Genomic DNA, 25681 nt, shown 5'->3' with positions numbered 1-25681 from the left:
CATGACCGGTGGTCTGCAAGGCCCTAGCGGGCTTGATCAAGAAGGTGACGGGCAGCGGCAGGCTCCCGGTCCCGACGCGCCACCTCGCCGGCTCGGGGGCGTCCTGGCGCGTTCGAATCGGCAGTGGTGGGCTGGGGTCGACGGCGGTCAGCGAGATCGTCTCGCCGGCTCCTCGAAAGCAGGTCCGTCGCCAACGCCACCGCGACTCCACCTGTGGGGTCCACCCTCGGACGGTGCTTCGATCCAGGAGCGATCGCGCCGGGCGGATCGTCCCTGGCCGGTGCCCCGACCAGGAACGATTGTCGAAACCGTTCCGACGGCGACGTCAGACGACGAAGGCCAGCGGGCGGATCGGCGAGCCAGTACCACCCTTGATCCTCAACGGCGCCGCGACGAAATGAAACCCGTCGTGGATCCCGTCCGCGGCAAGGGTCTCCAGATACACAGACTCCATGATCGGCACGCCAGACTCGACCAGCAGGTGAGCATGCACGCTCATCGATGGGACGGTCCAGATCGGTTTGTGCTCGAAACTCGCGGTGTCGGCACCGACGGCGAGGACCCCCAGCTCGGTCAACCAACGCGCGCCGGACAACGAGAGGCCAGGTACGCCGTATCCCGTGCCCAGATACCGCTGCGGATCGTTCCAATGAAGCATCCGGCCGGTGCGCAGGAGCACGATCGAGCCACGCCCGGGGACCGGACGGTCCGCGAACCACGCTTCGAGCGTCTCGGCGTGGAAGCCGTCCTCATGCGACATCTCGCGCCCGTAGATGGCCGGCCCGTCGACCACGTGCCCGGGCCCGACCAACGGAGGGAGTTCCTCGACCGAGCCGAACGGCACCCCGTCCGACTCCGACTGGGCAGCGGCGGCGTCCCGCTCGCCGAAGACGCACCCGTCCACGGCGACATGACCGAGAGCGTCGACATGGGTACCGCAGTGGCCCGGCATGTTCATCACTTCCATCGCCGCAGTGATGCCGCCGGGATACTCGTGGTCACCGTGCTTGTGCACGAGCGAGTAGTCGTAGGTGCGGTGGGCCGCGTGCTGGGTCATGCCCCGCTCGAGGCGGACGGCCAGATCATAGACGCGGTTGGTAGGGCTCGAAGGCCACTCCAACGAGCCCTCCCATGCCAGTCCCCCCCAGTTCCCGGAGTTGGCGATGGTCATGCCGGATTCCTTTCGTTCCTGCAGCATGGGTAGAGGTATCGCAGATGTGACGAACGAGGCGACGACCGCACGCCCCGACGGCGGAGCGATCGGACCAGCGTGGCTCAGCGCACGACTGCTGAACGTTCGATCTCGAACGACACGGCTCCGCCCCGGGAAGGATCAGGTCTCCTGGCCGGTCCCGGGCACCGACGTCATCCGGCGAACGGACCGATTGATGTCACCCGGCCGTCGCACCGGGCAGGAGTTCATCGACGAACTCCCGCAAGGTGATCACGTGGCGCAGGTACACGTGCACGCCCATCTCCCAGGTGAACCCCATGCCGCCATGGATCTGGATGCAACTCTCCACGACCTCCTGCGAGGTGCTCAGCGCGTGCAACAGCAGGCGCCGGGTGCCGATCGACTCGGCACCTTCGGTGTAGGAGTCAGCGGCGGCCCAGAGCACGGCCGTCTCGGCACGCTCGGTGAGCTCGAGGGTGTGCGCCGCCCGGTGCTTGATCGCCTGGAAGCTCCCGATCGGGACGCCGAACTGCTTGCGTCCCTTGGCGTATTCGACCGCGTCGAGCAGGCACCGGCGAGCCGCACCGACACCTTCGGCCGCCCAGAGTACGGCCAGCTCGCGGGCGGCCTCGTCGGCGAAAACTGTCGGTATCGCGCACGGGACCGGGCGCAGGGTGAGCGCGAACGCGTCCGCGAGCCCCTGCGGCGGGTCGAGGAAGCCGTCCGGTCCGGCGCCCAGTCCCGACAGCACGCGGGCCACGGCGCCGAACGGCGCAACCGCGCCGCCGCCGACTGCCGGAACGGCCACGGTGACCGGGCCCGCCTGGTCGCGTGCGGCAGCGGACCAGCGCTTCGCGAGGATCGTCTCGATCAACGGCGACGGCGCACAGTACGCACCCCATGCGAGCGCGACCTCGGTCAGGTCCCGCAGCGACGCCCCGGCCCCGCCGGCTTCTTCGGGTACTCCGAGCTCATCCCAGCCGCCGTCGCGCAGGACCTCCCAGTCCAACGGCTCCGCCTCGGCGTAGTCGGTGATCGGCGAACCCCCCAGGATCCCGCCCAGCACGTCCCGCAGACCCTCGGCCGCCAGGGACCCGATCTCACCCGCACGCATCTGCATGGGCACGTCGCACCGCCTCACTTCGGGAGGCCGAGCACCCGCTCGGCCATGATGTTGCGCTGGATCTCCGACGACCCGGAGTAGATCGACGACGCGCGGGTCTCGAGGTACTGGTGACGCCAGTGGGCACGGTGCTCAGCGGGCGCGATCCGCAGCCCCAACTGCGTCATCTCCTGCCACAGCTCGCTCCACGTCACCTTCAGCACCGCCGACGTTCGTGCGAACGCGACCGGGTCACCCTCCAGCTCGACGGCCTTGGCCACCTGCCGGCGCACCAGCTCCAGGCGCACGTCCATCTCGGCGGCCTCCCGCTCGTAAGCGGTACCAGCGGCGTGGGCGAGCAGCAGATCCATGTCGCCGCGCATCTCCACGTAGCGGGTGATGCCCTCGACCGCGCCGCGCTCGTTCTGCAGCACGGTCATGGCGACCTTCCAGCCCTCCCCCTCGCCGCCGAGCCGGTCTTCCTCGCCGACCCACACGTCCTCGAAGAACACCTCGGCGAAGTGCGAGGTCCCCGAGATCTGCTTGATCGGGCGGACCACGACACCGGGCTGACGCATGTCCAGCAGGAGCATCGACAGGTTCCGGTACCGCGCGCCGTCCGGGTCCGACCGGGCGATCAGCAGACACCGGTCGGAGACGTTCGCGAAGCTCGTCCACACCTTCTGCCCGGTCACCCGGTAGCCGGCGCCGTCGCGACGCGCGGTCGTGGACACGCTCGCGAGGTCGGATCCGGCGCCCGGTTCCGAGAAGCCTTGGCACCACACCTGCTCCCCGGACAGAATTCCCGGCAGGAAGCGGGCGCGCTGATCCTCGGTGCCGTGCACGATCAGGGTCGGCGCCGTGAGGATCTTGCCGATCCGACCAAATCCCTCCGGCGCATGTGCCCGGGCGGCGAGCTCGTGGAACGCGACCTCCTCGGCCAGCCCGAGGCCCTGACCACCGTGCTCGGCCGGCAACGACAGCCCCGCGAAGCCACCCTCGTGGAGCTGCCGGTCCCACTGCCGCCGGACCTCGGTGGTCTCCTCCTCGGACAACGCTCCACGCTCGGCCTTCCAGCGTTCCGGGACCGCCTCGCGCAGCCAGCGCTCGGCATCCTGCCGGAACTGCACCAGATCCGTCCGCCTGGACAGCGTCATCGCCACCTCGCCCTCATACCAATCAAACGCCTATTTGGGAGCATACGAACCTCATCGAACCGACGTCAACCACAGGGTGCTTACTGGCAGGATCCTTCCAGGATCGACTAGACCTGCGCAGGCTCACAAGATATACAACCAGACGGTAGGTTGTTGGATGAGCCAAGGTCTCGACGATGAGGAGCAGCCAGTGTCGACGACAGACACGGAGAACCAGCGAGCGCAGGCCACCCCGGAGGTGACGCTCGAGCGTGAGGGCCCGATCGCGTGGCTGACCCTCGACCGACCGCAGCGGCTCAACGCCCTGTCGATGCGGATGCTCGACGAACTGGCGGCGCACCTCGCCACGCTCGAGGACTCGGATGCGCGGGTGGTGGTGATCCGCGGCGCCGGGAAGGCGTTCTCCGCCGGGTACGACGTGTCCAGCGGGTCCGAGGAGGTCGGCGACGCACACTCCCGCAGCTCGGTGGCCGACCGGGACCGGCAGGCCACCTACATCGACCGATTCACCCGGATCTGGCGGCATCCGCAGCCGGTGATCGCGGCGGTGCACGGCTACTGCATGGCGGGTGCCACCCAGCTCGCGCTCTTCTGTGACATCACGGTCGTCGCGGAGGACACCCAGATCGCCGCCTCACCCGCCATCCCGCTGGGGGGCGGCTTCATCTCGCCGCTCTGGTCCTTCCAGGTCGGACCGCAGCGCGCGAAGGAGATGTCGTTCGTCGCGGGCCGCCGGATCGACGGGCGGACCGCCGTCGAATGGGGTTTCGCCAACTCCGCCGTCCCGGCCGCGGATCTCGAGCAGCATGCGCGTGACCTCGCACTGTCCATCGCGAAGACGCCGGCGCCGATCCTGCGGATGAAGAAGCTGGCGATCAACCGGGTGCAGGAGATGAACGGGTTCCTCACCGTCGCGGGCATGGGGGCGGACACCGACGCGCTGATCCACACCACGCCGGACGTCGCGGAGATGCAGGAGATGGTCAAGGAGATCGGGCTCAAACAGGCCATCGCGCACTTCCGCGACTGAGACGCGTGCACAGACAGCACCGCACGGAGAACGAGGAGGTTCGCGTGTCCCCCACCGCCGGACGACCGCAGGCGATGACCGCGGTCGAGAGCGTGCGCACCGCCGTCGGCGCGCTCGCGGAGGGCCGCATGATCGTGGTCGTCGACGACCACGCCCGCGAGAACGAGGGCGACCTGATCGTCGCCGCAGAGACGGTCACGCCCGAGCAGATGGCGTTCCTGGTGCGCCACACGACCGGGATCGTGTGCACCCCGATGTCGCACGAGCGGGCCGACACCCTCGACCTGCCGATCATGGTCAGCGACAACCAGGATGCGCACGGCACCGCGTTCACGGTCACGGTCGACCACGTCGACACCGGCACCGGGGTGTCGGCGGACGCCCGGGCACGCACCTGCCGCGCGCTCGCCAACCCGGCGACGACGACCGGTGACCTCCGCCGCCCCGGGCACGTCTTCCCGCTCCGGGCACGGGACGGGGGTGTCCTCGTCCGGGCCGGCCACACCGAGGCGACCGTGGACCTGCTCCGGCTCGCCGGCCGCGAGACCGTCGGCGTGATCAGCGAGCTGGTCGCCGCCGACGGCGACATGCTGCGCGGAAGTGCTCTCGCCGCCTTCGCCACCGAGCACGACCTCCCCGTCCTCGCCATCGCCGACCTGGTCCGCTACCGACGGGCGACCGAGCAGCTCGTCGAACCCGTCGCGAGCTCGGCGATGCCGACCGCGTTCGGCGACTTCCGCGCCGTCGCCTACCGGTCCCGGCTCGACGGCACCGAGCACCTCGCCCTGGTGATGGGCGACGTCGCCGCCGCCGGCCGCTCCGAGCGCGGTGTACTCATCCGGGTGCACAGCGAATGCCTGACCGGCGACATCGTCGGCTCGCTCCGTTGCGACTGCGGGGCCCAGTTCGAGCAGGCCATGCGCGCGGTCGCCGAGGAGGGCTGCGGCGCCGTGGTCTACCTGCGAGGCCACGAGGGCCGTGGGATCGGGCTCGGCCACAAGATCCGCGCCTACGCGCTGCAGGAACAGGGGTTCGACACCGTCGATGCCAACACCGCCCAGGGGCTCCCCGTCGACTCCCGCAGCTACGGCGTCGGCGCGCAGATCCTCGGCCACCTCGGCGTCCGCCGGCTGCGCCTGATCACCAACAACCCCACCAAATACGGCGGGCTCGACGGCTACGCCCTGGAGATCGTCGGACGCGTCGCGCTGCCGACCGTCGAGACCCCGGAGAACCTGCGCTACCTGCGCACCAAACGTGACCGGATGGGGCACGTACTCGGCTCGCCACCCAGCACCGAGCCGCAGCAGCGCAGCTCCGGATCGTGAACTCGTGGCTGACGGTGATCGACCTCGGGACCTAGGTGATGCCCGGGACAACCACAGCTTCGGCCTGGTCGGACGTGTCCGCCGCCACCCGGATCAGCCGGTGAGAAGCAGGAACAGGCAGTAGGAGGTCACGATCCCGATCACCAGAAGTGTGGGTACGACCAGCCGGAGGTCCAGCTCGATCGTGCGCTGCCGCTGGCGGCGGCGATCGACCTCGGCACGAACCGTGACCAGGTCAGGTGGTCCGCCCAGGTCGGCGGTGAGGAAGCGGAGGCGGAAGGTCTCGTTGTCCGGGATCCCCTTCAACAGCTCCGACGGCGGGCCGCTGGCCACGATCCGGCCATGATGAACGATGACAACGACGTCAGCGAGCTCCCGGGCGAGCGCCAGATCGTGTGTGGTGACGAGGACCGTGGCCCTCGTTCTCGTGTGATAGTCCTGCACAGCAGCGACGACGGCGCCGGCGTGGACGGCATCGATCCCTGTCTCGATCTCGTCGAGCACCAGGACGGGCGCCTCGACCGCAAGTGCGCGGGCCAGGGCCAGCCGCTTCCGGGCGTGCGCAGACAGATCCCCCGGCAGTGATCCGGCGCGATCGTGCAGACCCATCTCCCGCAGACGACGCAGCGCCACTCTGTCGACCTGGGACAGGCTCAGTCCGCGACCCTCCAACGCGCAGGTCACGTTCTCGAGCACTGTCATCGAACCGAACACCGTCGTGTCGTAGGTCATCGAACCGCCGAACATGAGCGACATACCTCGCCGAAGTTCACGCAGGGTCTCGGCGTCGGCGGCATGAAGATCGACGCCGCCGATCGCCACCACTCCGCTGTCGGGGCTGTGGAGCCCGGCAAGATGGCGGACCAGGGTGGTCTTGCCCGCCCCGGCTTGCCCCATCAGAACGGTGATCGAACCGGGGCGGAGCTCCAGACCGAAGCGGAACAACACCGGGATGTCGTCGACGACGGTGGTCAGATCCGAGAAACTCACGGCCGGACCCGTCGTGCCCGGGTACACCGACGCAGGCATTGAACTCGGCTCCGACTGGTCCGACATCTCGCCATCCCACCGCCACTACGCGTGCAGCGGCATCATCCCCTGGGAGCGGATCGCTCCCCCGCTGAGATACACATCAGGGCGATGCTCTCGCCGCCTCGCCCGGCGACGCCTAGCGTGCTTCACGACGTCCGCCGGCACCGGCATCGACGCCCCTGCGGCGTGACCCGACGTCGAGGAGGTCGGCACATGACCGTTCCCGGGTTCGACTGGATCGCCGATCGAGTCGATGGCATCAACCTGGTACGTGGGGCGTCACTGGCGTTCAGCGTGCTCGTCGTCGGCGGCTTGGCAGCGCCACTGGGCTCACGGATTCCGGTGATCGGCCCACTCTGGCTCATCCTTGTCTCGCTGCTGGCCTTCGTACTGGCCGGCTACCGGATCGGCTCGGCCACCGACCCGAAGGTGCACGGAGCTGTGACGGCCGTGATCGGCTATCTACTCGTCGTCCCGCTCGTGACGATGGCCTCGGGTTTCCTCGACGTACAACAGTTCGTCCTCACCACCCTGTGCGCGATCGTCATGGGCGGGCTGGCCGGGCATCTCGCCGGGCGCAATCGAACTCCGCGGCAAGTCTGAGGTCCCCCACAGCCCTGGACTCGTAGCATCGGGGTCGTGACACATGCGGCGACCGACGGACGCGTGACACGTGCGCGCCGGCGGGAAGCGGCGCGCTCCCGACTGCTGGAGGTCGTCGAGCGCCGCCTGCGCGCAGGCGAGACATTCGCCGACATCAAGGTCGGCGAGATCGTGACCGAAGCCGGACTGTCCCGAACGACGTTCTACGTCTACTTCGAGGACAAGGCGGATCTACTGCGCGCCTGGTACGACGACGTCAGCCTCGAGATCATGGGCGCCGCCGAACGATGGTGGACCCTCGGGGCCGATCTCGAGCGGCCCGACCTCCGGTCTGCCCTCGCCGCCATCGTCGCGGCGTACCGCCCACACCCGGAGCTGATGGCAGCCACCCATGAGGCGATCGGCTACGACCAGGACGTACGGCACTCTGTGAACTCCGCGATGGAGAACTACATCGCGGGCTTGGCCGGTCATATCGAACGGGGGCAGGCCGAGGGTTTCGTCGATCCGGCGCTGCCCCCGCATGACACGGCATACTGGCTCCAGTGGATGGCCGAGCGAGGCCTGCACCGCATGGTGCGCAGCGAGTCCGCCGCCCGCACGGAGTCCCTGCTGGATGCCTATTCCATGGTGGTCTGGAACACTCTCTACGCACCCGCCCGTCGGTGATATCCGCGTTTGCTCAGAAGGCAGCCGAGCCTCGGGAGAGGATCTCCCGGGAGATGATCCGCTTCTGGATCTCCGACGTTCCGTCTGCGACGAGATAGGCCATGACGTCCCTGAACCGCTGCTGCAGCGGGAACTCGGCCGAGTAGCCGAGGTTGCCATGGATTTTGATCGACGCCTCGATCGCGTCCTTCGCCACGACCGGAGGCCACCATTTGCTCATCGAAGCCAGCGAGGTGTGCGGCTTGCCTTCGGACCTGAGCCACAGCGCCCGGTAACAGAGCCAGCGGGCCGCCTCCAGGTACGTGGCGTGCTCGGCCAGCGGGAACGACACTCCCTGGTACTCCCCGATCGGCCGACCGAACGACTCACGCTGGGTCGCATAGACAGCTGCCTCGTCCAGGCTCGCCCGGGCCGCCCCGAGGCACATCAGGCCGAGAGCAGCCCGGCTGAAGTCGAAGTGATCCATGACGGTGTGGAAGCCCCGGCCCTGCTCGCCGATCAGATGCTCGGCCGGCACGAAGACGTCGTCCAGATGGATCGATCCCCACCCCAGCGGGAGGCATCCCATGCCCGGCATCGGGCTGACGGTGATACCGGGGGCATCGAGCGGGACGAGGTAACAACTGACACCGCGCGACCGGCTGCTGCCGGGGTCGCGGGCGTAGACGAGCGCCGCCGAGGCATTACACGCCCAGGTGATGGCGGTCTTCTCACCCGTCAGCGACCAACCACCGTCGACCGGCTTCGCCGTGGTGGCCAGTGCACCGGCATCCGACCCGGACCCCGGCTCGGTCAGAGCGATCGCCACGGTCTCCCGGCCCTCGATCATCGCGGGCAGGTAGCGCTCCTGGACCTCCCGGGTTCCGTGCACCAGCTGCGAGGCGATTAGTCCGATCTGGACAGGTGCGGACGCGAGGTTGACATCGCCTCGGGCGAGCGTCTCCGTCGCCAGACCCAGCAGAACCGGGTCTTCCGCACCCGTGCCACCGAACTCCTCCGGGAGACCGATCCCGAGCACCCCGAGCTCGCCGAGCTGCCGGAGCACCTCGAAAGGGAACTCAGAGGAGGCCGCGCGATCGCGGTACTTCGGCGTGAGCTCCTTGCGGGTGAAGTCCTCCAGCGTCTTGCGGAACTGCTCGTGTTCCTCGTCGAACGCGAACGACACCATCAGGCGTGCACCTCTCTTCTTGACACTTCCGACGCAGCGACGGACCGCGTGCCCGCGCTCAGGTACTCCTCGACGATCCTGTCGGCCACCTCGGCCACCGGGACCGCGCCGTCGATCTCGCCCACGCCCTGACCGGCACCGAAGATGTCCTTCCAGGGCTTCTGCTCGCCGTGAACGTCGGAGAAGTCGATCTGGGCGGCTGCGGCGAGGTCCTCGGCGTCGTAACCGGCATCGGAGAGGCTCTCGCTGAGCCAGCTGCACAGGACCCCGGTCACCGCCGCGGTGGCGGTGACGTCGCCGATCCCCGACCGGACGAGCATGTTGCGATACCGGTCGTTCACCATCGACTCGAGGCACGCGATAAACCGGGTACCCATGTAGGCGTAGTCGGCACCCAGCACCTCCACCGCGCGAACGGCGCGCCCGGTCGACACGGCTCCACCGACCACGACCGTCCCGTCGAAGAACCGGCGCACCTCGTCGACGAAGGCGAACGGCGACAACCGGCCCGTGTGGCCGCCGGCACCGTGGCAGACGAGAACCAGTCCGTCGGCTCCGGCATCCGCGGCCTTGCGAGCGTGCTCGACCGACATGACGTCGGCGTACACCTCCCCGCCGTATCCGTGTACCTCGTCGAGCACACGGCTCGGCGGCCCGAGCGCCGTCACGACCACGTCAGGGCGGTAGTCCTGGACCAGCTCCAGCTCCGCCTGGAACCGTTCATAGCTGCGATGCACGATCATGCTGATCGCCCAGGACGGATGCTCCAGATCCTTGACGCCTTCACGGATCCGATCGAACCAGCCGACGAGGTCGTCGAAGGTCCTGGCGTTCTGTGTCGGGAACGACCCCACCAGACCCGCGCGACAGGACTCGACCACGAGCTCCGGCCCCGAGACCAGGAACATGGGCGCGACGATCACAGGAGCACGAAGAGCGGCCCGGGCCAGGCCGGATCCGGACGTCACACCACCCGCACCGTCGTTCGCGGACTTCGTTGTCATGACGGGAGCGTACAGCTGACCGGACAGCTGTCCTAGTACTGACTTCGACCCGCCGGACGACGTGGTCGGCGGAGAGGTTCTGGCCAAATGGACTGACCATTGCATTGGCCGATCGTTCTCGATATGCTCCCGTCCGCTATGAGTCGAGTCACACACACTCGTGCTCGGTGTGTCCGCCCCGCGGCACGCCTGATCGGAAGTATTTCGCGACGGAGCGGGAGAGCAGCCATGGTCACGGTCGAGCCCACGACCTTGTCGGTGGACGGTCGGTACGGCGCAGACACAGCGGCGGAGTTCCGAGCGCGTGGATGGTGGCGCGACGGTTCCGCTGTCGCCCTACTGGACCGATGGGCGGACGAGACGCCCACCCGACGATTCGTCTCCGACGGGACGACGGAACTCGACTATGCCACCCTGCGCCGACGAGCCGACGGTCTCGCCGCCACGCTGCGGCGCGCCGGTGTTCGTCGGGGCGACCGAGTGGTGATGCAGCTACCGAACTGGTCGGAGTTCGCGGTCGGATACCTCGCGCTCGCTCGGCTCGGCGCCGTCACCGTGCCGATCATGACGGTGTATCGCAGCAGCGAGGTCGGCCATGTACTGCGCAACTCGGGCGCGGTCGTCGCGATCACCACCGGGACGTTTCGCGGCTTCGACCATGCAGAGATGTTCCGAGCACTGCAGCTGGAGAACACCGGCCTCAAGACCCTGGTGATCGCACGTGGAGAAGCACGCGACGGCGAGATCGCCTTCGACGAGGCTGCCGCGACTGACGCATCTGCCGAGGACTTCGGCCCGAACCCGGACCCGGACGCCGCGCACCTGATCGTCTACACCTCGGGGACCGAGTCGACGGCGAAGGGGTGCGTGCACACCTGGAACACCATCAGCTTCTCCGCGATCGGCCTGGCCACTGATGTCTTCCGGACCCGACAGGACGACGTCATCTTCATGCCGTCCCCGGTCGCACACGCGACCGGTCTCCTCGTCGGTCTGCTCGTACCGCTCGTCGCCGGCGCCGAGGCTCACCTGATCGACATCTGGGAGCCGCACGAAGGGCTGCGTCGGATCGAGCAGTACCGCTGCACCGCGACCGCCACCGCGACCCCGTTCGTCCGCATGGCTCTCGACGCACAGCGGACCGACCAGCGCGACCTCTCGTCGATGCGGTTCTGGTTGTGTGCCGGCGCTCCCATTCCCAAGGCGCTCGCGATCGAGTTCGACGAAGCCTTCGACGGTGGGCTGCTCATGCCGCTCTACGGATGCACCGAGCTGCTGGCGGTTACGTGCTGCCACCACGGCGACTCCCTGGAGCGACGGGCAGGTTCGGACGGATCACCGGCTCTCGAGGGCGTGAACGTCCGATTGATCGGGCCGGACGGGGAGAGCGCTCCGACCGGTGAGGAGGGTGAGATCTGCTACCGGGGTCCGGGAGGCGTTCTCGGGTACTGGCGAGAGCCGGAGCGCACCGCCGCAACGATCGACGCCGAGGGCTGGCACCACACCGGAGACCTGGGCCGGTTCGACGAGGACGGCTTCCTGCGGGTGACCGGACGGCTCAAGGACATCATCATCCGCGGTGGTACCAACATCAGCGCCGGCGAGGTCGAGGGCTACGTGTTCGAGCATCCTGACGTCGCCCAGGTCGCCGTCGTCGCCTACCCCGACGAGCGGCTGGGCGAGAAGGCATGCGCGGTCGTGGTCCCGGTCGAGGGGCAGGTACCGACCCTCGAATCGATCACGAGCTTCCTCAGGAGTCGCGACATCTCGCTGCAGAAGCTGCCCGAGCGACTCGTACTCGTCGCCGAGCTGCCGATGACCGCGAGCGGCAAGATCCAGAAGTTCCGGCTCCGCGAACTGGCGAAGGACGGCGGCTGACGCCTCGACAACCACAACCGGGCGGGGCCACGGTGGTCCCGCCCGGTTCTCGTTCGATCCATCGGCTCAGAGAGTCGAGCGGTACTCGAACGAGGAGGAGCGCGTCAGGGCGAACTCGAAGATTCCCGCCCCTGCGATGCCGTCCCAGTCGAAGGCCGCCGACCGGTCGGTCAGCGACGAGTCGAGGGTGCGTTGGGTGACTGAACCGTCGAGGGGATAGACGTCGTGCTCGACGAGTACACGTCCCCGCCGTTCGCCGTGGTGACCGCCGTAACCCCCGCCGGACATGAATCCGCCAGCCGCTGCCGACGCATCGGTACCGATCCGGTAGCGCCGGCCGGACTCGGTCTCGACGAGCACGACGCCGGACGTGAGGTCGAGGTCGTCGAACTCCAGGGCGTGCCGGACGTCGGTGATGCGGTCGATCTCTCGGTCGACGTGCATGACCGCTCCCTCCAGAAGCAGCCTGTTGCCCGCACGGGACTCCACCAGAAGGAACCCGACCGAACGGTCCGGGAACTGTGCCTGGAACCAGACGTGCAGCCCCTGACCACCACTCATCGTCCGGACACCCCGGGATCGGTCCCTCTGGGAGTACCACTCGTCTACCTCGTGCAGTTCCCTGCCGATCCGCGTCCAACCCGAACACAGGCCGGACTGGAACAGATGGCTGAAGTTCGTCGACTGACCTCCGTCGTTGACGACCTCGATGTCTCCCCACCACGCCGGGGTGCGGGCTGTCCAGATGAGGTCGAAGGACACTCCCGACGGATTCTCACCGAGCTCCACCCGCCACCGCCGGTTGGGCTCGAGCAGCGAGAAGCGGAACGGACCGCAGGATTCACGATCGGTCCCCGAGAGCTCACCCGACCAGCGTAAATTCCGCTGCTCGGTATCGGTGACCGCGATCGCGAATCCGTCCACGGTGTCGCGGACAGGATGCAGACCGTGCCCGACGATCAGCGACGGGACGGTGCGGTCCACCGGGTGCAGATTGAACACGAAGCGGTCGAAGAAGCGCTCCGGCAGGGCCTGCTCCTCCTCCGGGGTGACGATCGGATCGTGGAACGTCTCGTGTGAGCGGTCGCTCACGTGGGCCTCCTCGGCTGTTCGGGCAGCGTCAGCCGTACATCGCGGCACGCGCGGCCTTCAGGAACGATCGGACCTGGCACGGGTCCGAGTAGTACGGATCTCCCTGCCCGGCGACGGTTCGCCGGTGGCTGTACTCGTAGAGCACCGCGAGCTTCCAGAGAGCCATGACCGTGTACCAACGCAGGCCGCCGAGGTCACGTCCGGTGAGCTCCGCGTAGCGTGCAGAGAGTTCTGACCGGTCCGGCCAGCCGCGCTCCAGGACCGCCGTTCCAAGACGCCCGGTGGGAGTGAGTTCCTCTCCGTGCACCGGCCACGAGGCCAGGAAGTAGCCCACGTCCAGCAGCGGGTCACCGATCGTCGCCAGCTCCCAGTCGAGGACCGTGGCCACCCTGCCCGGCGGCTCCGGTGCAAGGATGACGTTGCCGAGCCGGAAGTCGTTGTGGAGCAGGCTCGCCCCCGACTCCAGTGGCACGTTCGCGGTCAGCCAGCCATCGATCTCGCCGAACCCGGTTGCCACGGCACCGTCGTCATCGGCTATCAGCCGGCGCATCCGTGCCAGGTGCCTCCTGTTGAATCCCTCCGGGCGGCCAGCCCATTGCAAGCCGGCATCAGTGGTGTCGATCGCGTGGAGGGCGGCAAGAGTCTCGACCAGGGCCAGCCCGACGGCTCGACGAACCGTCGGCGTCGCAAGTGCGGTGGGAGTGCGGGTGGTCACGACAGGGCCTGCCACGTGAGTCATCACGTAGAACGGCTGCTCCACCACCTCACCCGCCACTGCACTCGCGAGTACCCGAGGTACCGGCACCTCGGTTCCGGCCAGGCCGCGCAGCAGTCGCGCTTCGCGCAGGACGTCGTGCGCCCCGGGCGGCAGCGGTGGGGGCGGCGGACAACGCACGACCACCGACCGATCGGCGCCTGAGACCAGATAGGTGAGATTCGAGTGTCCGTCACCGAGCGGACTGGCCCGAACAGGCCCCCGCACGACGCCTGTTTCAGTGAGGAACGCCTCCAGGTCCGCGAGTGCGCCGGAGGTCCAGCCCGTCGCGGCGATGTTCATCGCTCGACAGACCCGACGGCCCAGTCTGCGTGCATGCTCGCGTGCGCCTCTGGTTCGTCTCGACGGGTACCCAGAAGCGCCTGTCCTCGGTTCTCCAACTCCAATGCCGCACCATAGGAGAGGACCTCGGAGTTGAATTGCAGCGCGCGCTTGCTCAGCCGGACGCCGCCGGCCGGGTTGGCCGCGATCGCTGCGCCGAGCGTGTCGGCCTCGTCGAACAGTCTCTCCGCCGGCACGATCCGGTCTGCGAGACCGATCCGTACCGCCTCGTCCGCGCCGACGAGGCGGCCGGTGAAACCGATCTCGGCGGCTCGTCCGTAGCCGACGAGCCGGGTCAGCTGATAGCTCGTGCCCAGTTCCCCGCAGGAGAGCCCCACCCGCACGAAGGCACACGACAACTTCGCCGAGGGGGCGACGAGTCGGATGTCCGCGGCGAGAGCGAGCGAGAATCCGCCGCCCACCGCAGGCCCTTGGATCGCGGCGATGACCGGGAACGGAAGGTGGCGGATCGCGGCCAGTCCGCCGGTCGCCGACTCCTGGAACTGCAGGAATGCGCGCACACTCATCGCCCGGATGTCGTCGACCTCGTCGATGTCGAACCCGGCGCTGAAGGCGCGGTCACCAGCTCCTCTGATGATCAGAGCCCGGGCGCGGGAGTCCCTCAGCGCGAGGGCAGCCGAGTTGAGCTCGTGGAACATCTCCACGGTCTGTGAGTTGGCCCGGTCCGGCCTGTTCACCACCAGTTCGGCGACTCCGTCGTCCCTGAGCCTCACGAGCAGGGTGTTCAGCTCGATCGGTGCACCGGGCGACGCCGTGCCCATCACGCGCCCTCGAAGACGGGCTCGCGACCGGATCGGAAGGCCTCGAGCGCCTCAGTCATATCCGATGTCCGGGTGAGCAGAGCTTGCCCGCGATTCTCCAGTTCGAGGGCCGCTGAGTACGAGCCAACCTCCATGTTGGCCTGCAGCGCTCGCTTGGACAACTGCACGCCACCGGGTGAGTTGCGGCAGATCTGGCTCGCCATCCTCAGCGCCGCCGGCAGCAGCTCCATCTCGTCGACCAGTTGGTTCAGCATCCCCCTCGACACCGCTTCGTCGGCTGGCATCGTACGTCCGGTGTAGACGAACTCGGCCGCGGCGGAGGGGCCGATCAACCGCGGGAGCAACCAGGACGCTCCTAGGTCACCGGCGGACAGTCCGATGGTTACGAAGGAGGCCTTGAAGCGAGCCGTCGGCGACCCGATACGGATGTCAGCGGCCAGAGCGAGCGAGAGGCCCCCGCCCGCCGCAGCACCGTTCACTGCCGCGATCACCGGCACGCGGATACCTCGCACTGCCGCCAGGGCGCGAGCTGCCCGTTCCTGCAGGTCGAGCATTCCAAGCGCACCCAGTGAGGGGAGCAGCTCCGCCTCGGCGAGATCGTAACCCGCGCAGAACGCTCGGCCATGTCCGGTGAGGACCAGGACACGTAGGTCGTCGCGCCGGTCGAGCTCCCGGACCGTCTGTTCCAGCTCGTCGAACATGACCGCCGTCATCGCGTTCAAGCGATCCGGCCGATCGAGGGAGAGCATGACGATCCCAGCCCCATGCTCCTCGAGGCGGATCGTCGTCAGCACACCGGGATCGGGCATGGCGTCTCCCTCGACGTCGGGCTCAACGGGCGGCTCGCCGACCCGGAAGCCGCCGAACTATTGGACCGACAATATCAATGGCCGGACCGCGACGGAACGTCCGCGGTCGAGCACCTAGTCGGCCGCGACCGGGCGACTCCTCACTAGCGAAGCGACCACACGGGCTCGCGCTTCTCCCGGAAGGCGGTCACACCTTCCTGGATGTCGGCCGTCGTGAAGGCGAGGGCGAGCTGGGATCGCAGCGCATCGAGCGCCTCAGGAAGCGCCATGTCCCGGGTTGCGGCGATCGCGTCCTTGCCCATCCGCATCAGTAGCGGCGACTTCGCCGCGACCTTCCGAGCCCAGGCGGTGACCGTGGCGTCGAACTCGTCGGCCTCCGCGACCACGTTGACAAAGCCCATGCGCAACGCCTCGTCGGCCTCGACCGGATCCCCCAGCATCATCAGCTCGTTCGCCTTCATCCGGTCGATCGAGCGGTAGATCAGCGCCGAGATCATGAACGGGAAGACTCCGACATTGATCTCGGGGCAGCCGAAGCGGACACCGCGGCGAGCGACGATCAGATCGCACGCCAGGGCGAGCCCGAAGGCGCCGGCGAACACGTCACCGCCGGCCGCGCAGATCACCGGCTTACCCAGCGCCCCGATTGTCGTGTACAGCCGGGGGAAGCGGTCGAGGCCCGCATACTTCGTGACCACGGGGGTGTCGGAGGCGAATGCCTTGAGATCGCCCCCGGCCGAGAAGACCCGGTCGTGTGACGACGCCAGCACGACGACACGGACACCGTCATCGTCCCGCGCCTGCTCCAGCCGCTCCAGGAGTTCGTCGAGCATCGCATCGGTCAGGGCGTTCCGAGTCGCCGGACGATCGAGCGTCAGGGTAGCGACACCCACCTCGTCGACCTCATAGCGCACATACGGCTCATCGGCAGGGTGCTCGGTCATGGCGACCTCCTCGCTTGATCACGGGTTGTACCCGCGCACGTTCCCACGACTTCGGGCTGATGATATAAAGGTCAGGCCAAACTCGCGCCACCCGGTCACCGACGGACCGGCGTCCCGACGCCGGGGCACGCTCGACCGGGCGAGCCACCACTCACTGCCGAGGAAGGGGCCGCATGAAGCCCGAGGAGTTCACCGACATCATCTACGAGGTCGACAACGGCCTTGCCTGGATCACTCTCAACCGCGCCGACCGGTACAACGCATTCCGCGCCCGGACCGTTGACGAGCTCGTGCACGCGTTCAAGCTGGCCTGGGCCGACGACGAGGTCGGCGTGGTCGCCCTCACCGGTGCAGGCGAGAAGGCGTTCTGCACCGGAGGCGACCAGAAGCAGCGGATGGAGACCGGTGACTACGGTCCCTCCGAGACTGGCCTGTTCGAGGTCGACGCCCTCCATCGGGTGATCCGCGACGTCCCGAAGCCCGTCATCGCCGCGGTCAACGGGTTCGCGATCGGTGGCGGTCACGTCCTGCACCTGCTCTGCGACCTGACCATCTCCGCCGACACCGCGGTGTTCGGCCAGAACGGCCCACGGGTCGGGTCGTTCGATGCCGGCTTCGGCACCGGCCTGATGGCCCGCGCCATCGGCGAGAAGCGCGCCCGCGAGATCTGGTTCCTCTGCCGCAAGTACTCCCCCGAACAGGCCGAGGCCTGGGGGCTGGTCAACAAGGTCGTGCCCGCTGCCGATCTGCGCTCCGAGGTCCGCAGCTGGGCCGACGAGATCCTCAAGCTCTCTCCCACCGCGCTCAAGGTGCTCAAGCAGTCCTTCAACTCCGACACCGAGCACTTCTCCGGTATCGGCCAGATGGCCTACTCGGCGCTGAAGCTCTTCGGAGAGTCGGCCGAGGCTCAGGAGGGCATCACGGCGTTCAACGAGAAGCGCCAGCCGGAGTTCTCGCAGTACCGCAGCCACTGACGTCCGCTCCCAGCGCTACTCACGAGTGGCGCCCGGCCGACCGCCCGGCTCCCCGGGGCGGTCGGCCGCCGACGGTCAAGGGCGCGGCCGGCCCGACCCCGCCGAGGACGACCGCCGTCCCGACACCTCCACGGAGGACTCGCGTTGATCGACAACCAGCCCTTCTCACCCGACCTGCTGGCCGAAAAGCGAATCCTGATCACAGGTGGCGGCACCGGCCTGGGTCGCGGGATCGCCGGTCACCTGGTCAGGCACGGAGCGCAGGTTCATCTCTGGGGACGTCGCCTCGCAGTACTCGAGGAAGCAGCTGCCGAGGCATCGGCCATCCTGCCCGGCTCGGTGCACGTACAGACGGTGAACGTGCGCGACGGCGACGCGGTCGACGCCGCGATGAGCGAGCTCTGGGCCAAGCACGGCCCGCTCACCGGCGTCGTGAACAACGCAGCGGCGAACTTCATCGCCCCGACCGAATCCCTGAGCCATCGGGCGTTCGACGCCGTGAGCTCCACGGTGATGAACGGTTCGTTCCACACCACACATGCCGCGGGCCGGCGATGGATCGCCGAGGGCCTGCCCGGGAGCGTGCTCTCCACCCTCACCACCTGGGTGTGGACAGGATCAGCCTTCGTCACACCGTCGGCGATGGCCAAGGCGGCGGTGCACGCGATGACGATGTCGCTGGCGGCCGAATGGGGACGCCACGGAATTCGGCTCAACGCCGTCGCTCCGGGGCCGATCCCGACCGAGTACGCCTGGGCGATGCTCAACCCGACCGAGCAGAGCTCGGTGGGGGCCACCCAGGCCGATCAGATTCCGATGGGCCGCATGGGCACGGTCGAGGAGCTGGCCAACCTGACGATGTTCCTGATGTCCGATGCCTGTGACTACCTCACCGGTCAGACCATCGCCATGGACGGCGGCCAGATGCTCGCCGGGCCCGGCACCTTCGCCGGGCTCTCGTCGATGACGCCGGACGACTGGGCGGCTGCTCGCGAGCGCAGCAAGGCCGCGGCCCAGGCATCCAAGGACAGGAGCGGTTGAGAACCGCCGCTGCGCCGAGCGTCGCCTCGACGCTCGGCACTGAGCACGGCCCGCCACTGATACTCCTGCCCTCGCCATCACCACGAAGTGCAGAAACCCAGATCAGGCGGTCGACCGACCGCGCCTGCGGACGCCCCGACATCACAGGACGCCGCACCGGGCAGACCGGGTGTCCCGAGTGCTGGACCGTGACCTGCTCGATCAACCGAACTTCGGTGCCCGCTTGGCGAGGAACGCACTGATCCCCTCCCGTGCCTCCCCCGTCTCGAACAGGTCCTGGATGCGGTCGACTTCGAACTGCCTGCCGTCGGCGAAGGGGAGATCGAACGCTGCGTCGATGCTTCGGACGGCCGCCACCGCCGCCGGTTGCGACACGGCGGCCAGCTCGCCTGCCAGTGCGATCGCCGCTTCACGCGCTGCTCCGGCATCGACGAGCCGATCGATCAGACCGATCGCGTGCGCCTCCGTCGCGGGTACCTGCCTGCCCGTCGTCATGATGTCGATCGCCCGGCCGCGGCCGACGAGACGGGGCAGCCGCTGCGTGCCGGCCGCTCCGGGGATCAACCCGAGCTTCACCTCGGGGAGCCCGAACGCCGCGTCGATGCCGGCCACCCGCAAAGTCGTGGCCATGGCGAGCTCGAGCCCACCGCCGAGTGCCACTCCCTCGATCGCGGCGATGCTCAGCAGGTCGGCCTCTGCCAACCGCTCGGTTGCGGCCCGCAGTGTGTCTCCGTAGGCCCGGAACGACGCGGCATCGACCGAACCCATGTGCTTGATGTCGGCGCCCGCAGCGAAGAAGCCCGGGATCGCCGAGGTCAGTACCAGGATCTTCGTGCCGCGGCGTTCGGCCTCCTCCAGCAGCGCATTGAGCCCCTCCAGGATCGGCGGACCGAGCGCGTTCGCCGGTCGCCGGTCCATCGTCGCGACGAGCACACCGTCGGCGGCGTCGGTCCAGGTCAGCACGTCGGTCACAGGTACTTCCTCTCGTTCAGGCGCGCCGCGGAAAGCGGTCGAAGTCCGGGGGACGCTTGGCCTTGTACGCCTCGCGCCCCTCTTGGGCTTCCTCGTTGGAGTAGAAGAGCAGGTTCGTGTCGTGGGCGAGCTGCTGGAGCCCGGCCAGACCGTCCTCTGCGGCGTGAAAGCTCGCTTTGCTCAAGCGAAGGGCCATCGGTGAGAGCCTCAGCATCCGCCGGCACCAGGCCACGGTCTCCGTCTCCAACTCCGCGAGCGGAACGACCGTGTTGACCAGTCCCATCTGCAGGGCCTCGGTCGCGTCGTACTGCTCGCAGAGCAGCCAGAACTCCTTCGCCCGCTTCTGGCCGACCTGCTGGGCGAGCAGTCCTGCCCCGAAACCACCGTCGAACGAACCCACCTTGGGGCCGACCTGCCCGAATCTCGCGTTGTCGGCGGCGATCGTCACATCACACACCAGGTGCAGCACGTGTCCACCGCCGATCGCGTAACCGGCCACCATGGCGACGACGGGTTTGGGAAGCCGCCGGATCTGTACCTGCAGATCGGTCACGTGGAAGCGGCCCACCGAGTCGTCGGCCCCAGGGTCGGACAGATACCCGGTGTCGCCGCGAACCCGCTGATCTCCACCGGAGCAGAAGGCGTCAGACCCGTCGCCGGTCAGCACGATCACGCCGATGGACCCGTCCTCCCGCGACCGGGTCAGCGCGTCGGATAACTCGACGAGGGTCTGGGGTCGGAAGGCGTTGCGCACCTCCGGCCGGCAGATGGTGATCCGGGCGATCCCATCGCCACTGTGGTCGTAACGGATGTCGGTGTAGGTGCCGGCGGCAGTCCACTCCACCGGCTCGCGCGCGCCCGAGACTCTCACGTCCTGCAGCTCCGTAAACCCGTCGAGATATTCACGCCATGGTCAGGCCGCCGCTGACCGAGAGGGTCTGGCCGGTGACGTAACCAGCAGCGTCGGAGGCGAAGAACGCGACGGCGGCGGCGATGTCGTCGGGAAGCGCGAGCCGCTTCATCGGCACGGCGCGGGTCATGCCCTCCAGCACCTTGCTCGCATCCTGGCCGGAATTGTCGGCAAACTTCCGCAGCGCCGGGGTGTCGGTCGGACCCGGGCACACCGTGTTGGCCGTGACGCCCTTGGTCGCGACCTCTCGGGCAAGGGTCTTGGTGAAGGCGATCGTACCGCCCTTGGCTCCCGAGTAGACGGCCTCGAGCGACGACCCGACGCGTCCGGCATCGGATCCGATGTTGATAACACGCCCGAAGCCGCGCTCGATCATGCCGGGCACGACCGCGTGACACACCCGCAGCATGCCCTTGAAGTTGATGTCCAGGATGCGGTCCCAGAAGTCTTCGGAGGTGTTGACGAACTTCATGAAGTCGTCCCACCCGGCATTGTTGACGGCGATCTCGACGGGACCGAGCTCGTCGGTCACCGTCTTGACGGCTGCGGCCACCGAGTCGGTGTCGGTGACATCCGCCTGGACCGCCACAGCCGTCCCTCCCGCGTCGGTGATCGCCGAGACGGTCTCCTGCGCAGCCTCGAGATTGAGGTCGGCGACCGCGACGCGGAACCCGTGAGAGCCGAGCGTGGTGGCGATACCCCGGCCGATGCCCTGGGCTCCTCCGGTGACGATTGCGGTGCGGTTGCTCATGGTGCGTTCCTCCGGAATGAGTAGTGGTTCAGCTGCGGCACGCCGGCGCGTCGCCGTGCCAGTCGATGGGTCCCGCGACGAGGGAGTGGCTGGTCAAGGGGCGGCCGAGGACGTTCTGGGCTGAACGGGCGGCGTCGATGACAGCGGGCAGATCCACACCGGTGGCGACTCCCATCTCGTGGAACATGCTCACGAGATCCTCCGTGGCGATGTTGCCGGTGGAGCCCTTGGGGACCGGGCAGCCGCCGAGTTCGCCGAAGCTGGACTCGAAGCTGGTGCAGCCGGCCTGAAGCGCTGCATAGGCGTTGGTCAGCCCCTGGCCGCGGGTGTTGTGGAAGTGAGCGGTCACCTCGACACCGGGCAGCCGGGCACGAGCGGCGGAGAAGAAGTCGTAGGCATAGGCCGGGTTGCACATACCGGTGGTGTCGCCGAAACCGACCTCGCTCGCGCCGGCCGCGGCGAAGCGCTCGGCGAGGTCCAGCACCCCGCCCATGTCTACCTTTCCCTCGAACGGGCAGCCGAACGACGTTGCGATGACCGCAGCGCACCCGAGTCCCTCGGACACGATCCGTTTCGCGATGACGTCGTTGTCGGCCATCGAGTCGGCCACCGAACGGTTGACGTTGCGCAGATTGTGGGTCTCGGAGGCACTGACGAAGATCGCTGCATCGTGGAAGGTCTCACGTACCGCCAGGGCGTTGTCGAGGCCGCGGCTGTTGGGGATCAGCACCATCAGCCGCACACCGTCCGGTGTGTCGATACCCCGCAGCACCTCGACACCGTCGGAGAGCTGGGGGATCACGTCGGGGCGCACGAAGCTGGCCACCTCGATCCGGGTCAACCCCGACCGCGTCAGCGCATCGATCAACCGGATCTTGTCCTCGGTGGGGATGTGCTCGGGCTCGTTCTGAAAGCCGTCACGCGGGCCCACCTCGCGAAGGTGTACGGACGTCGGAAGGTTCATCGTGCCTCCTCCGCTGCGTTGCGCAGCATCTCGCGGTGTTCGGGGGCGGCGACGGCGATCAGTCGGGCCGGCCGCTCTGTCGAGGGGCACCCCCGCAGCCACGCCACTCCGTGCTCGGTCACCACCACGTCGACGTCGGCGCGAGCCGTCGAGACCGGCCCGTGCAGAGCCGGGACGATCGTCGACGCGCCACGGACCGTCGACCTCAGGGCGATGATCGACAGCGCACCACTCCGCGCGGCTGCTCCGGAGAAGTCCGCCTGGCCACCGATACCGCCCAGATAGCGACCGCGAGTCGACTCGGAGCCGACCTGACCGGAGATGTCGACCTCGATCGCCGCGTTGACGGCGACCAGCCGGCGCAAGGACGCCAACACGCGGGGATCGTGCGTGTAACTGGGCGGCCGGCAGAGCATGGGCATGTCGGGAAGCCGCTCGTACAACTGACTGCTGCCGATCGCAGTTCCCGTCACCAGGTAACCGGCATCGATCTCCTTGCGAGCTCCTGTGAGCACGCCCTTCTCGACCAGGCGCAGGACCCCGTCACTGATCATTCCGCCGTGGAACCCGAGGTCACGGTGTCCGGCGAGACCGTCCATGATCGCGTCCGGCAGGGCACCGACGCCCATCTGGATCGTGTCGCCGTCGTCCACCAGTGCGGCGACCCTCCCGGCGATCATCTCGTCGATGCCGTCGGCCTCGGCGTGCGGGGCCTCCGGTAGGGGTCGGTCCGTCTCGACGGTGGCCGCCAACCTCTCGAGCGGCAGCCCCGGGGTTCCCCTGGTGACCGGCATTCGATGGTTGATCTCGGCGATCAGCGTCCGGCTCGCATGTACCGCGTCGCCCGCATAGTCCACGCCGATCCCGAGCGAACACCGTCCGTCGGCATCCGGCGGCGCCACCTGGACCAGGCCGACGTCGACCGGCAGTAGTCCCTCGGCGAAGAGTCGTGGAAGCGCGGAGTAGTGCGCGGGAACGACGTCCAGCCGCCCGGCCCGGTGTGCGGCTCGCAGACTTCCCATCGCGCCGTAGGAGGTCAGGGCGACGCTGTCCGGTGGGTTCGCGAGGCGCCGGTTGAAGCTCAACCCGCAGAACGCCCGGATCGGGCCGACGTGGTCGGCGGCGTCGAGCAGAGCATCGACCAGCGGGGTGGCCTCGGCGGCCGCCTGGCTCCACCAGACGCCGGCACCGCGAGCGAGAAAGGGTCGGAGATCGAGCACGATCAGACCCGCTGCAGCAAAGTAGCCGTGCCGAGGCCGCCGCCACAGCACATCGTGACCAGTGCGAGCTCGGCGTCACGCCGCTCGAGTTCCGCAACGGCGGTGGACAGCAGCCTGCCGCCGGTGGCGCCGACCGGATGTCCCAGGGCGATCGCCCCACCGTTGACGTTCACACGATCCACATCGGGTGTGAACTCCCGCTGCCACGCGAGGACCACCGAGCTGAACGCCTCGTTGACCTCGAACAACTCGATGTCGGCGATGTCGAAGCCGGTGCGCTCGAGGATCCGGTGCGTCGCGGGGATCGGACCGGTCAGCATGATCACGGGATCGACCCCGACCGTCGTCTGGTCCACGATTCTCGCTCGTGGGGTCAGGCCGTACTCGTCGACAGCGGATGCCGACGCCAGCAACACTCCTGCGGCACCGTCGCAGATCGGCGAGGAACTCCCCGCGGTGACCTTGCCGCCCTCGTTTCGGAACACCGTCTTCAGCCCGGCGAGCGTGTCAGCAGTCGTGCCGGGACGGACAGTCTGATCGCCGACCCGGAGCTCACCGTCCAGATCCCACGGGATGATCTCGCCGTCGAACCGCCCGGCCTCGATCGCCGCCGCGGCCAGTTGGTGCGACCGCGCGGCGAACTCGTCCATCTCCTCACGGGTGAGGGCCCACCGGTCGGCGATGAGCTCGGCGCTCTCACCCTGGTTGACGAAGTCGTACTGCTCCCACATCCGGGGTGTCCACGGTTCTCCGTAGAGCTCCGAGATCTTTGCCGGAGCATTCATCGGGACGTGGCCCATGTGCTCGACACCGGCGGCGATCACGACGTCGTGGGTCCCAGATGCGACCAGTGCTGTGCCCATCTCCGACGCGGTCTGCGCCGAACCGCATCGTCGGTCGAGGACCACCGCAGGCACCTCGGGCGGATATCCCTCCTGGAGCCAGGCGTTTCGGGCGATGTTGCGGGACTGCTCGCCGAACGGTGCCGTACAGCCGACGACCAGATCCTCGACCACCGTCGGTGCGATCCGGGCTCGCTCGAGCAGGTCGCGGTAGACGGCGCCGAGGAGGTCGTTGGGGTGGACGTCTCGGAACCACCCCTTCTCCGTGTGGGAGCGGCCGAACGGTGTGCGAGTGCCTTCGACGACGAAGACAGCGCGGCCGGCCAAACCGCGGTGCGTCCTCGCCATCAGATGACCGTCCCGCCATCCACCGGCAGGACCTGACCGGTGATGTAGGACGCGGCCGCCGACGCCAGGAACACGAAGCTCGCTGCGATCTCGTCGGCATCGGCCCATCGACCCAGTGGGATCCGCTCGAGTGTCTTCGACGCGAGCTTCTCGTTGTTGCGGATGTTCTCGGTCATCGGCGTCGCGGCCAGCGGGGCGAGAGCGTTCACCGTGATCTTCTGCCGGGCCAGTTCCTTGGCCAACGACTTCGTGAGGCCGACGATGCCGGCCTTCGCCGCACCGTAGTTGGCCTGGCCGATCGTGCCGACAAGTCCGGCTGCCGAGGTGACGTTGAGGATGCGCCCCGTGCCGTCGCCGGACAGGAACGGCAGTGCTGCCTGCGAGCAGACGAAGGAACCGTTCAGGTGGATGTCGACGATCCGGCGAAAGTCGTCCTCGGTGAGCTTCCCGAACATCGCCGGCGCGATCGCGCCCGCGTTGTTGACCAGGACGTGCAGCGTTCCCCCCGCCAGCTCCGCTGCCGAGGCCGCTGCCCGCTCCGCAGCGACGCGGTCGCGGACGTCGAGCTCGGCCGCCTCGGCGGTACCGCCGTCCTCGACGATCCTCCTGGCGACGGCGCGAGCAGCGTCGCCGTCGACGTCGGAGACGAGCACAGCCGCTCCCGACCGCGCGAACGCGGAGGCCACGGCGGCGCCGATCCCACCTCCGGCACCGGTAACCAGAGCGGAGCGTCCGTCGAGTGTGAATACGTCGAGCGCGGGCATGCGGTATTGCCTCCTGGTCGTTCGGCC

Annotated in this window: 25 protein-coding genes; 7 read left to right on the top strand and 18 right to left on the bottom strand. The window is 68.3% G+C overall.

The window, feature by feature from the left end; translation table 11 throughout:
- Positions 1–325: 325 nt before the first annotated feature.
- The 3 genes from PP1_RS30415 to PP1_RS30405 form a co-directional block, all read right to left on the bottom strand.
- Positions 326–1171 (bottom strand): cyclase family protein, encoded by an 846-nt coding sequence (locus PP1_RS30415; RefSeq protein WP_010224554.1) that lies wholly within the window; start codon positions 1169–1171, stop codon positions 326–328.
- Positions 1172–1391: 220 nt separating this feature from the next.
- On the bottom strand, positions 1392–2294 hold the full coding sequence (locus PP1_RS30410) for an acyl-CoA dehydrogenase family protein (RefSeq protein ID WP_010224553.1): 903 nt from the start codon (positions 2292–2294) through the stop codon (positions 1392–1394).
- A 17-nt stretch (positions 2295–2311) separates the two neighbouring features.
- Complete coding sequence (locus tag PP1_RS30405) at positions 2312–3433, bottom strand: acyl-CoA dehydrogenase family protein (protein ID WP_029239184.1); 1122 nt, start codon at positions 3431–3433, stop codon at positions 2312–2314.
- Between the two features lie 190 nt (positions 3434–3623).
- Here PP1_RS30405 and PP1_RS30400 point away from each other — a divergent pair, with 190 nt between their 5' ends.
- Entirely contained in the window at positions 3624–4463 is an 840-nt protein-coding gene (locus tag PP1_RS30400; RefSeq protein WP_010224551.1) for an enoyl-CoA hydratase/isomerase family protein, read from the top strand.
- 44 nt (positions 4464–4507) lie between these two features.
- The gene (locus PP1_RS30395) at positions 4508–5791 is read left to right on the top strand and encodes a bifunctional 3,4-dihydroxy-2-butanone-4-phosphate synthase/GTP cyclohydrolase II (protein ID WP_443217610.1); all 1284 of its coding nucleotides are present in this window, start codon (positions 4508–4510) and stop codon (positions 5789–5791) included.
- A 93-nt stretch (positions 5792–5884) separates the two neighbouring features.
- Here PP1_RS30395 and PP1_RS30390 read toward each other — a convergent pair whose 3' ends face one another.
- The gene (locus PP1_RS30390; protein WP_157178914.1) at positions 5885–6781 is read right to left on the bottom strand and encodes an ATP-binding cassette domain-containing protein; all 897 of its coding nucleotides are present in this window, start codon (positions 6779–6781) and stop codon (positions 5885–5887) included.
- A gap of 255 nt (positions 6782–7036) precedes the next feature.
- Between PP1_RS30390 and PP1_RS30385 the strand changes: the two genes are divergently transcribed.
- Both PP1_RS30385 and PP1_RS30380 read left to right on the top strand, forming a co-directional pair.
- Positions 7037–7426: a hypothetical protein gene (locus tag PP1_RS30385; protein WP_010224548.1), complete on the top strand. Its 390-nt coding sequence runs from the start codon at positions 7037–7039 to the stop codon at positions 7424–7426.
- Positions 7427–7462: 36 nt separating this feature from the next.
- On the top strand, positions 7463–8095 hold the full coding sequence (locus PP1_RS30380; protein ID WP_139324247.1) for a TetR/AcrR family transcriptional regulator: 633 nt from the start codon (positions 7463–7465) through the stop codon (positions 8093–8095).
- 13 nt (positions 8096–8108) lie between these two features.
- On the opposite strand, the gene PP1_RS30375 is transcribed toward PP1_RS30380, so the two are convergent.
- Positions 8109–9263, bottom strand: coding sequence for an acyl-CoA dehydrogenase family protein (locus PP1_RS30375; RefSeq protein WP_010224546.1), 1155 nt, complete (start codon positions 9261–9263; stop codon positions 8109–8111).
- A complete protein-coding gene (locus tag PP1_RS30370) occupies positions 9263–10423 on the bottom strand; it encodes an NAD(P)H-dependent flavin oxidoreductase (protein ID WP_202796297.1) in 1161 nt (386 codons plus the stop codon). Before PP1_RS30370 ends, PP1_RS30375 begins: the two co-directional genes overlap by 1 nt.
- Between PP1_RS30370 and PP1_RS30365 the strand changes: the two genes are divergently transcribed.
- Entirely contained in the window at positions 10391–12145 is a 1755-nt protein-coding gene (locus PP1_RS30365) for an AMP-binding protein (protein WP_337819695.1), read from the top strand. The two genes, PP1_RS30370 and PP1_RS30365, sit on opposite strands and share 33 nt — an antisense overlap.
- A gap of 66 nt (positions 12146–12211) precedes the next feature.
- Here the strand turns inward: PP1_RS30365 and PP1_RS30360 are convergent, their stop codons facing one another.
- The 5 genes from PP1_RS30360 to PP1_RS30340 all read right to left on the bottom strand — a co-directional run bounded on the left by PP1_RS30360 (position 12212) and on the right by PP1_RS30340 (position 16868).
- Positions 12212–13129 (bottom strand): DUF7064 domain-containing protein, encoded by a 918-nt coding sequence (locus PP1_RS30360; RefSeq protein ID WP_212592162.1) that lies wholly within the window; start codon positions 13127–13129, stop codon positions 12212–12214.
- A gap of 136 nt (positions 13130–13265) precedes the next feature.
- Positions 13266–14294, bottom strand: a complete 1029-nt coding sequence (locus tag PP1_RS30355; protein WP_029239182.1) for a phosphotransferase family protein — start codon at positions 14292–14294, stop codon at positions 13266–13268.
- Positions 14291–15115, bottom strand: coding sequence for an enoyl-CoA hydratase/isomerase family protein (locus PP1_RS30350; protein ID WP_075315408.1), 825 nt, complete (start codon positions 15113–15115; stop codon positions 14291–14293). The genes PP1_RS30355 and PP1_RS30350 overlap by 4 nt, the downstream gene beginning before the upstream one ends.
- Positions 15115–15924 (bottom strand): enoyl-CoA hydratase/isomerase family protein, encoded by an 810-nt coding sequence (locus PP1_RS30345; RefSeq protein WP_029239181.1) that lies wholly within the window; start codon positions 15922–15924, stop codon positions 15115–15117. The genes PP1_RS30350 and PP1_RS30345 overlap by 1 nt, the downstream gene beginning before the upstream one ends.
- A gap of 143 nt (positions 15925–16067) precedes the next feature.
- The gene (locus PP1_RS30340) at positions 16068–16868 is read right to left on the bottom strand and encodes an enoyl-CoA hydratase/isomerase family protein (RefSeq protein WP_010224539.1); all 801 of its coding nucleotides are present in this window, start codon (positions 16866–16868) and stop codon (positions 16068–16070) included.
- Positions 16869–17041: 173 nt separating this feature from the next.
- On the opposite strand from PP1_RS30340, the gene PP1_RS30335 reads away from it, so the two are divergent.
- On the top strand, positions 17042–17842 hold the full coding sequence (locus PP1_RS30335; protein WP_010224538.1) for an enoyl-CoA hydratase-related protein: 801 nt from the start codon (positions 17042–17044) through the stop codon (positions 17840–17842).
- A gap of 144 nt (positions 17843–17986) precedes the next feature.
- The gene (locus PP1_RS30330; protein WP_029239180.1) at positions 17987–18883 is read left to right on the top strand and encodes an SDR family oxidoreductase; all 897 of its coding nucleotides are present in this window, start codon (positions 17987–17989) and stop codon (positions 18881–18883) included.
- A 201-nt stretch (positions 18884–19084) separates the two neighbouring features.
- On the opposite strand, the gene PP1_RS30325 is transcribed toward PP1_RS30330, so the two are convergent.
- From PP1_RS30325 to PP1_RS30295, 7 genes are read right to left on the bottom strand one after another with little or no spacing between them, the layout of a single operon-like run.
- Positions 19085–19855, bottom strand: a complete 771-nt coding sequence (locus tag PP1_RS30325; RefSeq protein ID WP_010224535.1) for an enoyl-CoA hydratase/isomerase family protein — start codon at positions 19853–19855, stop codon at positions 19085–19087.
- Between the two features lie 16 nt (positions 19856–19871).
- A complete protein-coding gene (gene menB, locus PP1_RS30320) occupies positions 19872–20726 on the bottom strand; it encodes a 1,4-dihydroxy-2-naphthoyl-CoA synthase (RefSeq protein WP_010224534.1) in 855 nt (284 codons plus the stop codon).
- A gap of 31 nt (positions 20727–20757) precedes the next feature.
- Positions 20758–21516: an SDR family NAD(P)-dependent oxidoreductase gene (locus tag PP1_RS30315; protein ID WP_010224533.1), complete on the bottom strand. Its 759-nt coding sequence runs from the start codon at positions 21514–21516 to the stop codon at positions 20758–20760.
- 28 nt (positions 21517–21544) lie between these two features.
- The gene (locus PP1_RS30310) at positions 21545–22480 is read right to left on the bottom strand and encodes a hydroxymethylglutaryl-CoA lyase (protein ID WP_029239178.1); all 936 of its coding nucleotides are present in this window, start codon (positions 22478–22480) and stop codon (positions 21545–21547) included.
- The gene (locus PP1_RS30305) at positions 22477–23751 is read right to left on the bottom strand and encodes an acetyl-CoA hydrolase/transferase family protein (protein ID WP_212592163.1); all 1275 of its coding nucleotides are present in this window, start codon (positions 23749–23751) and stop codon (positions 22477–22479) included. The genes PP1_RS30310 and PP1_RS30305 overlap by 4 nt, the downstream gene beginning before the upstream one ends.
- On the bottom strand, positions 23703–24890 hold the full coding sequence (locus PP1_RS30300) for a thiolase family protein (RefSeq protein WP_033198680.1): 1188 nt from the start codon (positions 24888–24890) through the stop codon (positions 23703–23705). Before PP1_RS30300 ends, PP1_RS30305 begins: the two co-directional genes overlap by 49 nt.
- Positions 24890–25654 carry an SDR family NAD(P)-dependent oxidoreductase gene (locus PP1_RS30295; protein WP_010224529.1) on the bottom strand — a complete coding sequence of 255 codons (765 nt, stop codon included), beginning with the start codon at positions 25652–25654 and terminating at the stop codon, positions 24890–24892. Before PP1_RS30295 ends, PP1_RS30300 begins: the two co-directional genes overlap by 1 nt.
- Positions 25655–25681: the final 27 nt, after the last annotated feature.

Source organism: Pseudonocardia sp. P1, from assembly GCF_000178675.2.
Taxonomy (GTDB): Bacteria; Actinomycetota; Actinomycetes; order Mycobacteriales; family Pseudonocardiaceae; genus Pseudonocardia.
The sequence above is the reverse complement of the archived record's forward strand: the minus strand, read 5'-3'. Positions and strand labels throughout refer to the sequence as shown.

Excerpts from the sequence above, each read along its gene's own strand:
- PP1_RS30365 (WP_337819695.1), top strand. The coding sequence starts at position 10,391 with ATGCTCCCGTCCGCTATGAGTCGAGTCACACACACTCGTGCTCGGTGT.
- PP1_RS30315 (WP_010224533.1), bottom strand. The coding sequence starts at position 21,516 with ATGAGCAACCGCACCGCAATCGTCACCGGAGGAGCCCAGGGCATCGGC.
- PP1_RS30340 (WP_010224539.1), bottom strand. The coding sequence starts at position 16,868 with ATGACCGAGCACCCTGCCGATGAGCCGTATGTGCGCTATGAGGTCGAC.
- PP1_RS30300 (WP_033198680.1), bottom strand. The coding sequence starts at position 24,890 with ATGGCGAGGACGCACCGCGGTTTGGCCGGCCGCGCTGTCTTCGTCGTC.
- PP1_RS30350 (WP_075315408.1), bottom strand. The coding sequence starts at position 15,115 with ATGGGCACGGCGTCGCCCGGTGCACCGATCGAGCTGAACACCCTGCTC.
- PP1_RS30295 (WP_010224529.1), bottom strand. The coding sequence starts at position 25,654 with ATGCCCGCGCTCGACGTATTCACACTCGACGGACGCTCCGCTCTGGTT.
- PP1_RS30375 (WP_010224546.1), bottom strand. The coding sequence starts at position 9,263 with ATGGTGTCGTTCGCGTTCGACGAGGAACACGAGCAGTTCCGCAAGACG.
- PP1_RS30310 (WP_029239178.1), bottom strand. The coding sequence starts at position 22,480 with ATGAACCTTCCGACGTCCGTACACCTTCGCGAGGTGGGCCCGCGTGAC.
- PP1_RS30410 (WP_010224553.1), bottom strand. The coding sequence starts at position 2,294 with ATGCAGATGCGTGCGGGTGAGATCGGGTCCCTGGCGGCCGAGGGTCTG.
- PP1_RS30405 (WP_029239184.1), bottom strand. The coding sequence starts at position 3,433 with ATGACGCTGTCCAGGCGGACGGATCTGGTGCAGTTCCGGCAGGATGCC.
- PP1_RS30415 (WP_010224554.1), bottom strand. The coding sequence starts at position 1,171 with ATGACCATCGCCAACTCCGGGAACTGGGGGGGACTGGCATGGGAGGGC.
- PP1_RS30335 (WP_010224538.1), top strand. The coding sequence starts at position 17,042 with ATGAAGCCCGAGGAGTTCACCGACATCATCTACGAGGTCGACAACGGC.
- PP1_RS30355 (WP_029239182.1), bottom strand. The coding sequence starts at position 14,294 with ATGAACATCGCCGCGACGGGCTGGACCTCCGGCGCACTCGCGGACCTG.
- PP1_RS30345 (WP_029239181.1), bottom strand. The coding sequence starts at position 15,924 with ATGCCCGATCCCGGTGTGCTGACGACGATCCGCCTCGAGGAGCATGGG.
- PP1_RS30385 (WP_010224548.1), top strand. The coding sequence starts at position 7,037 with ATGACCGTTCCCGGGTTCGACTGGATCGCCGATCGAGTCGATGGCATC.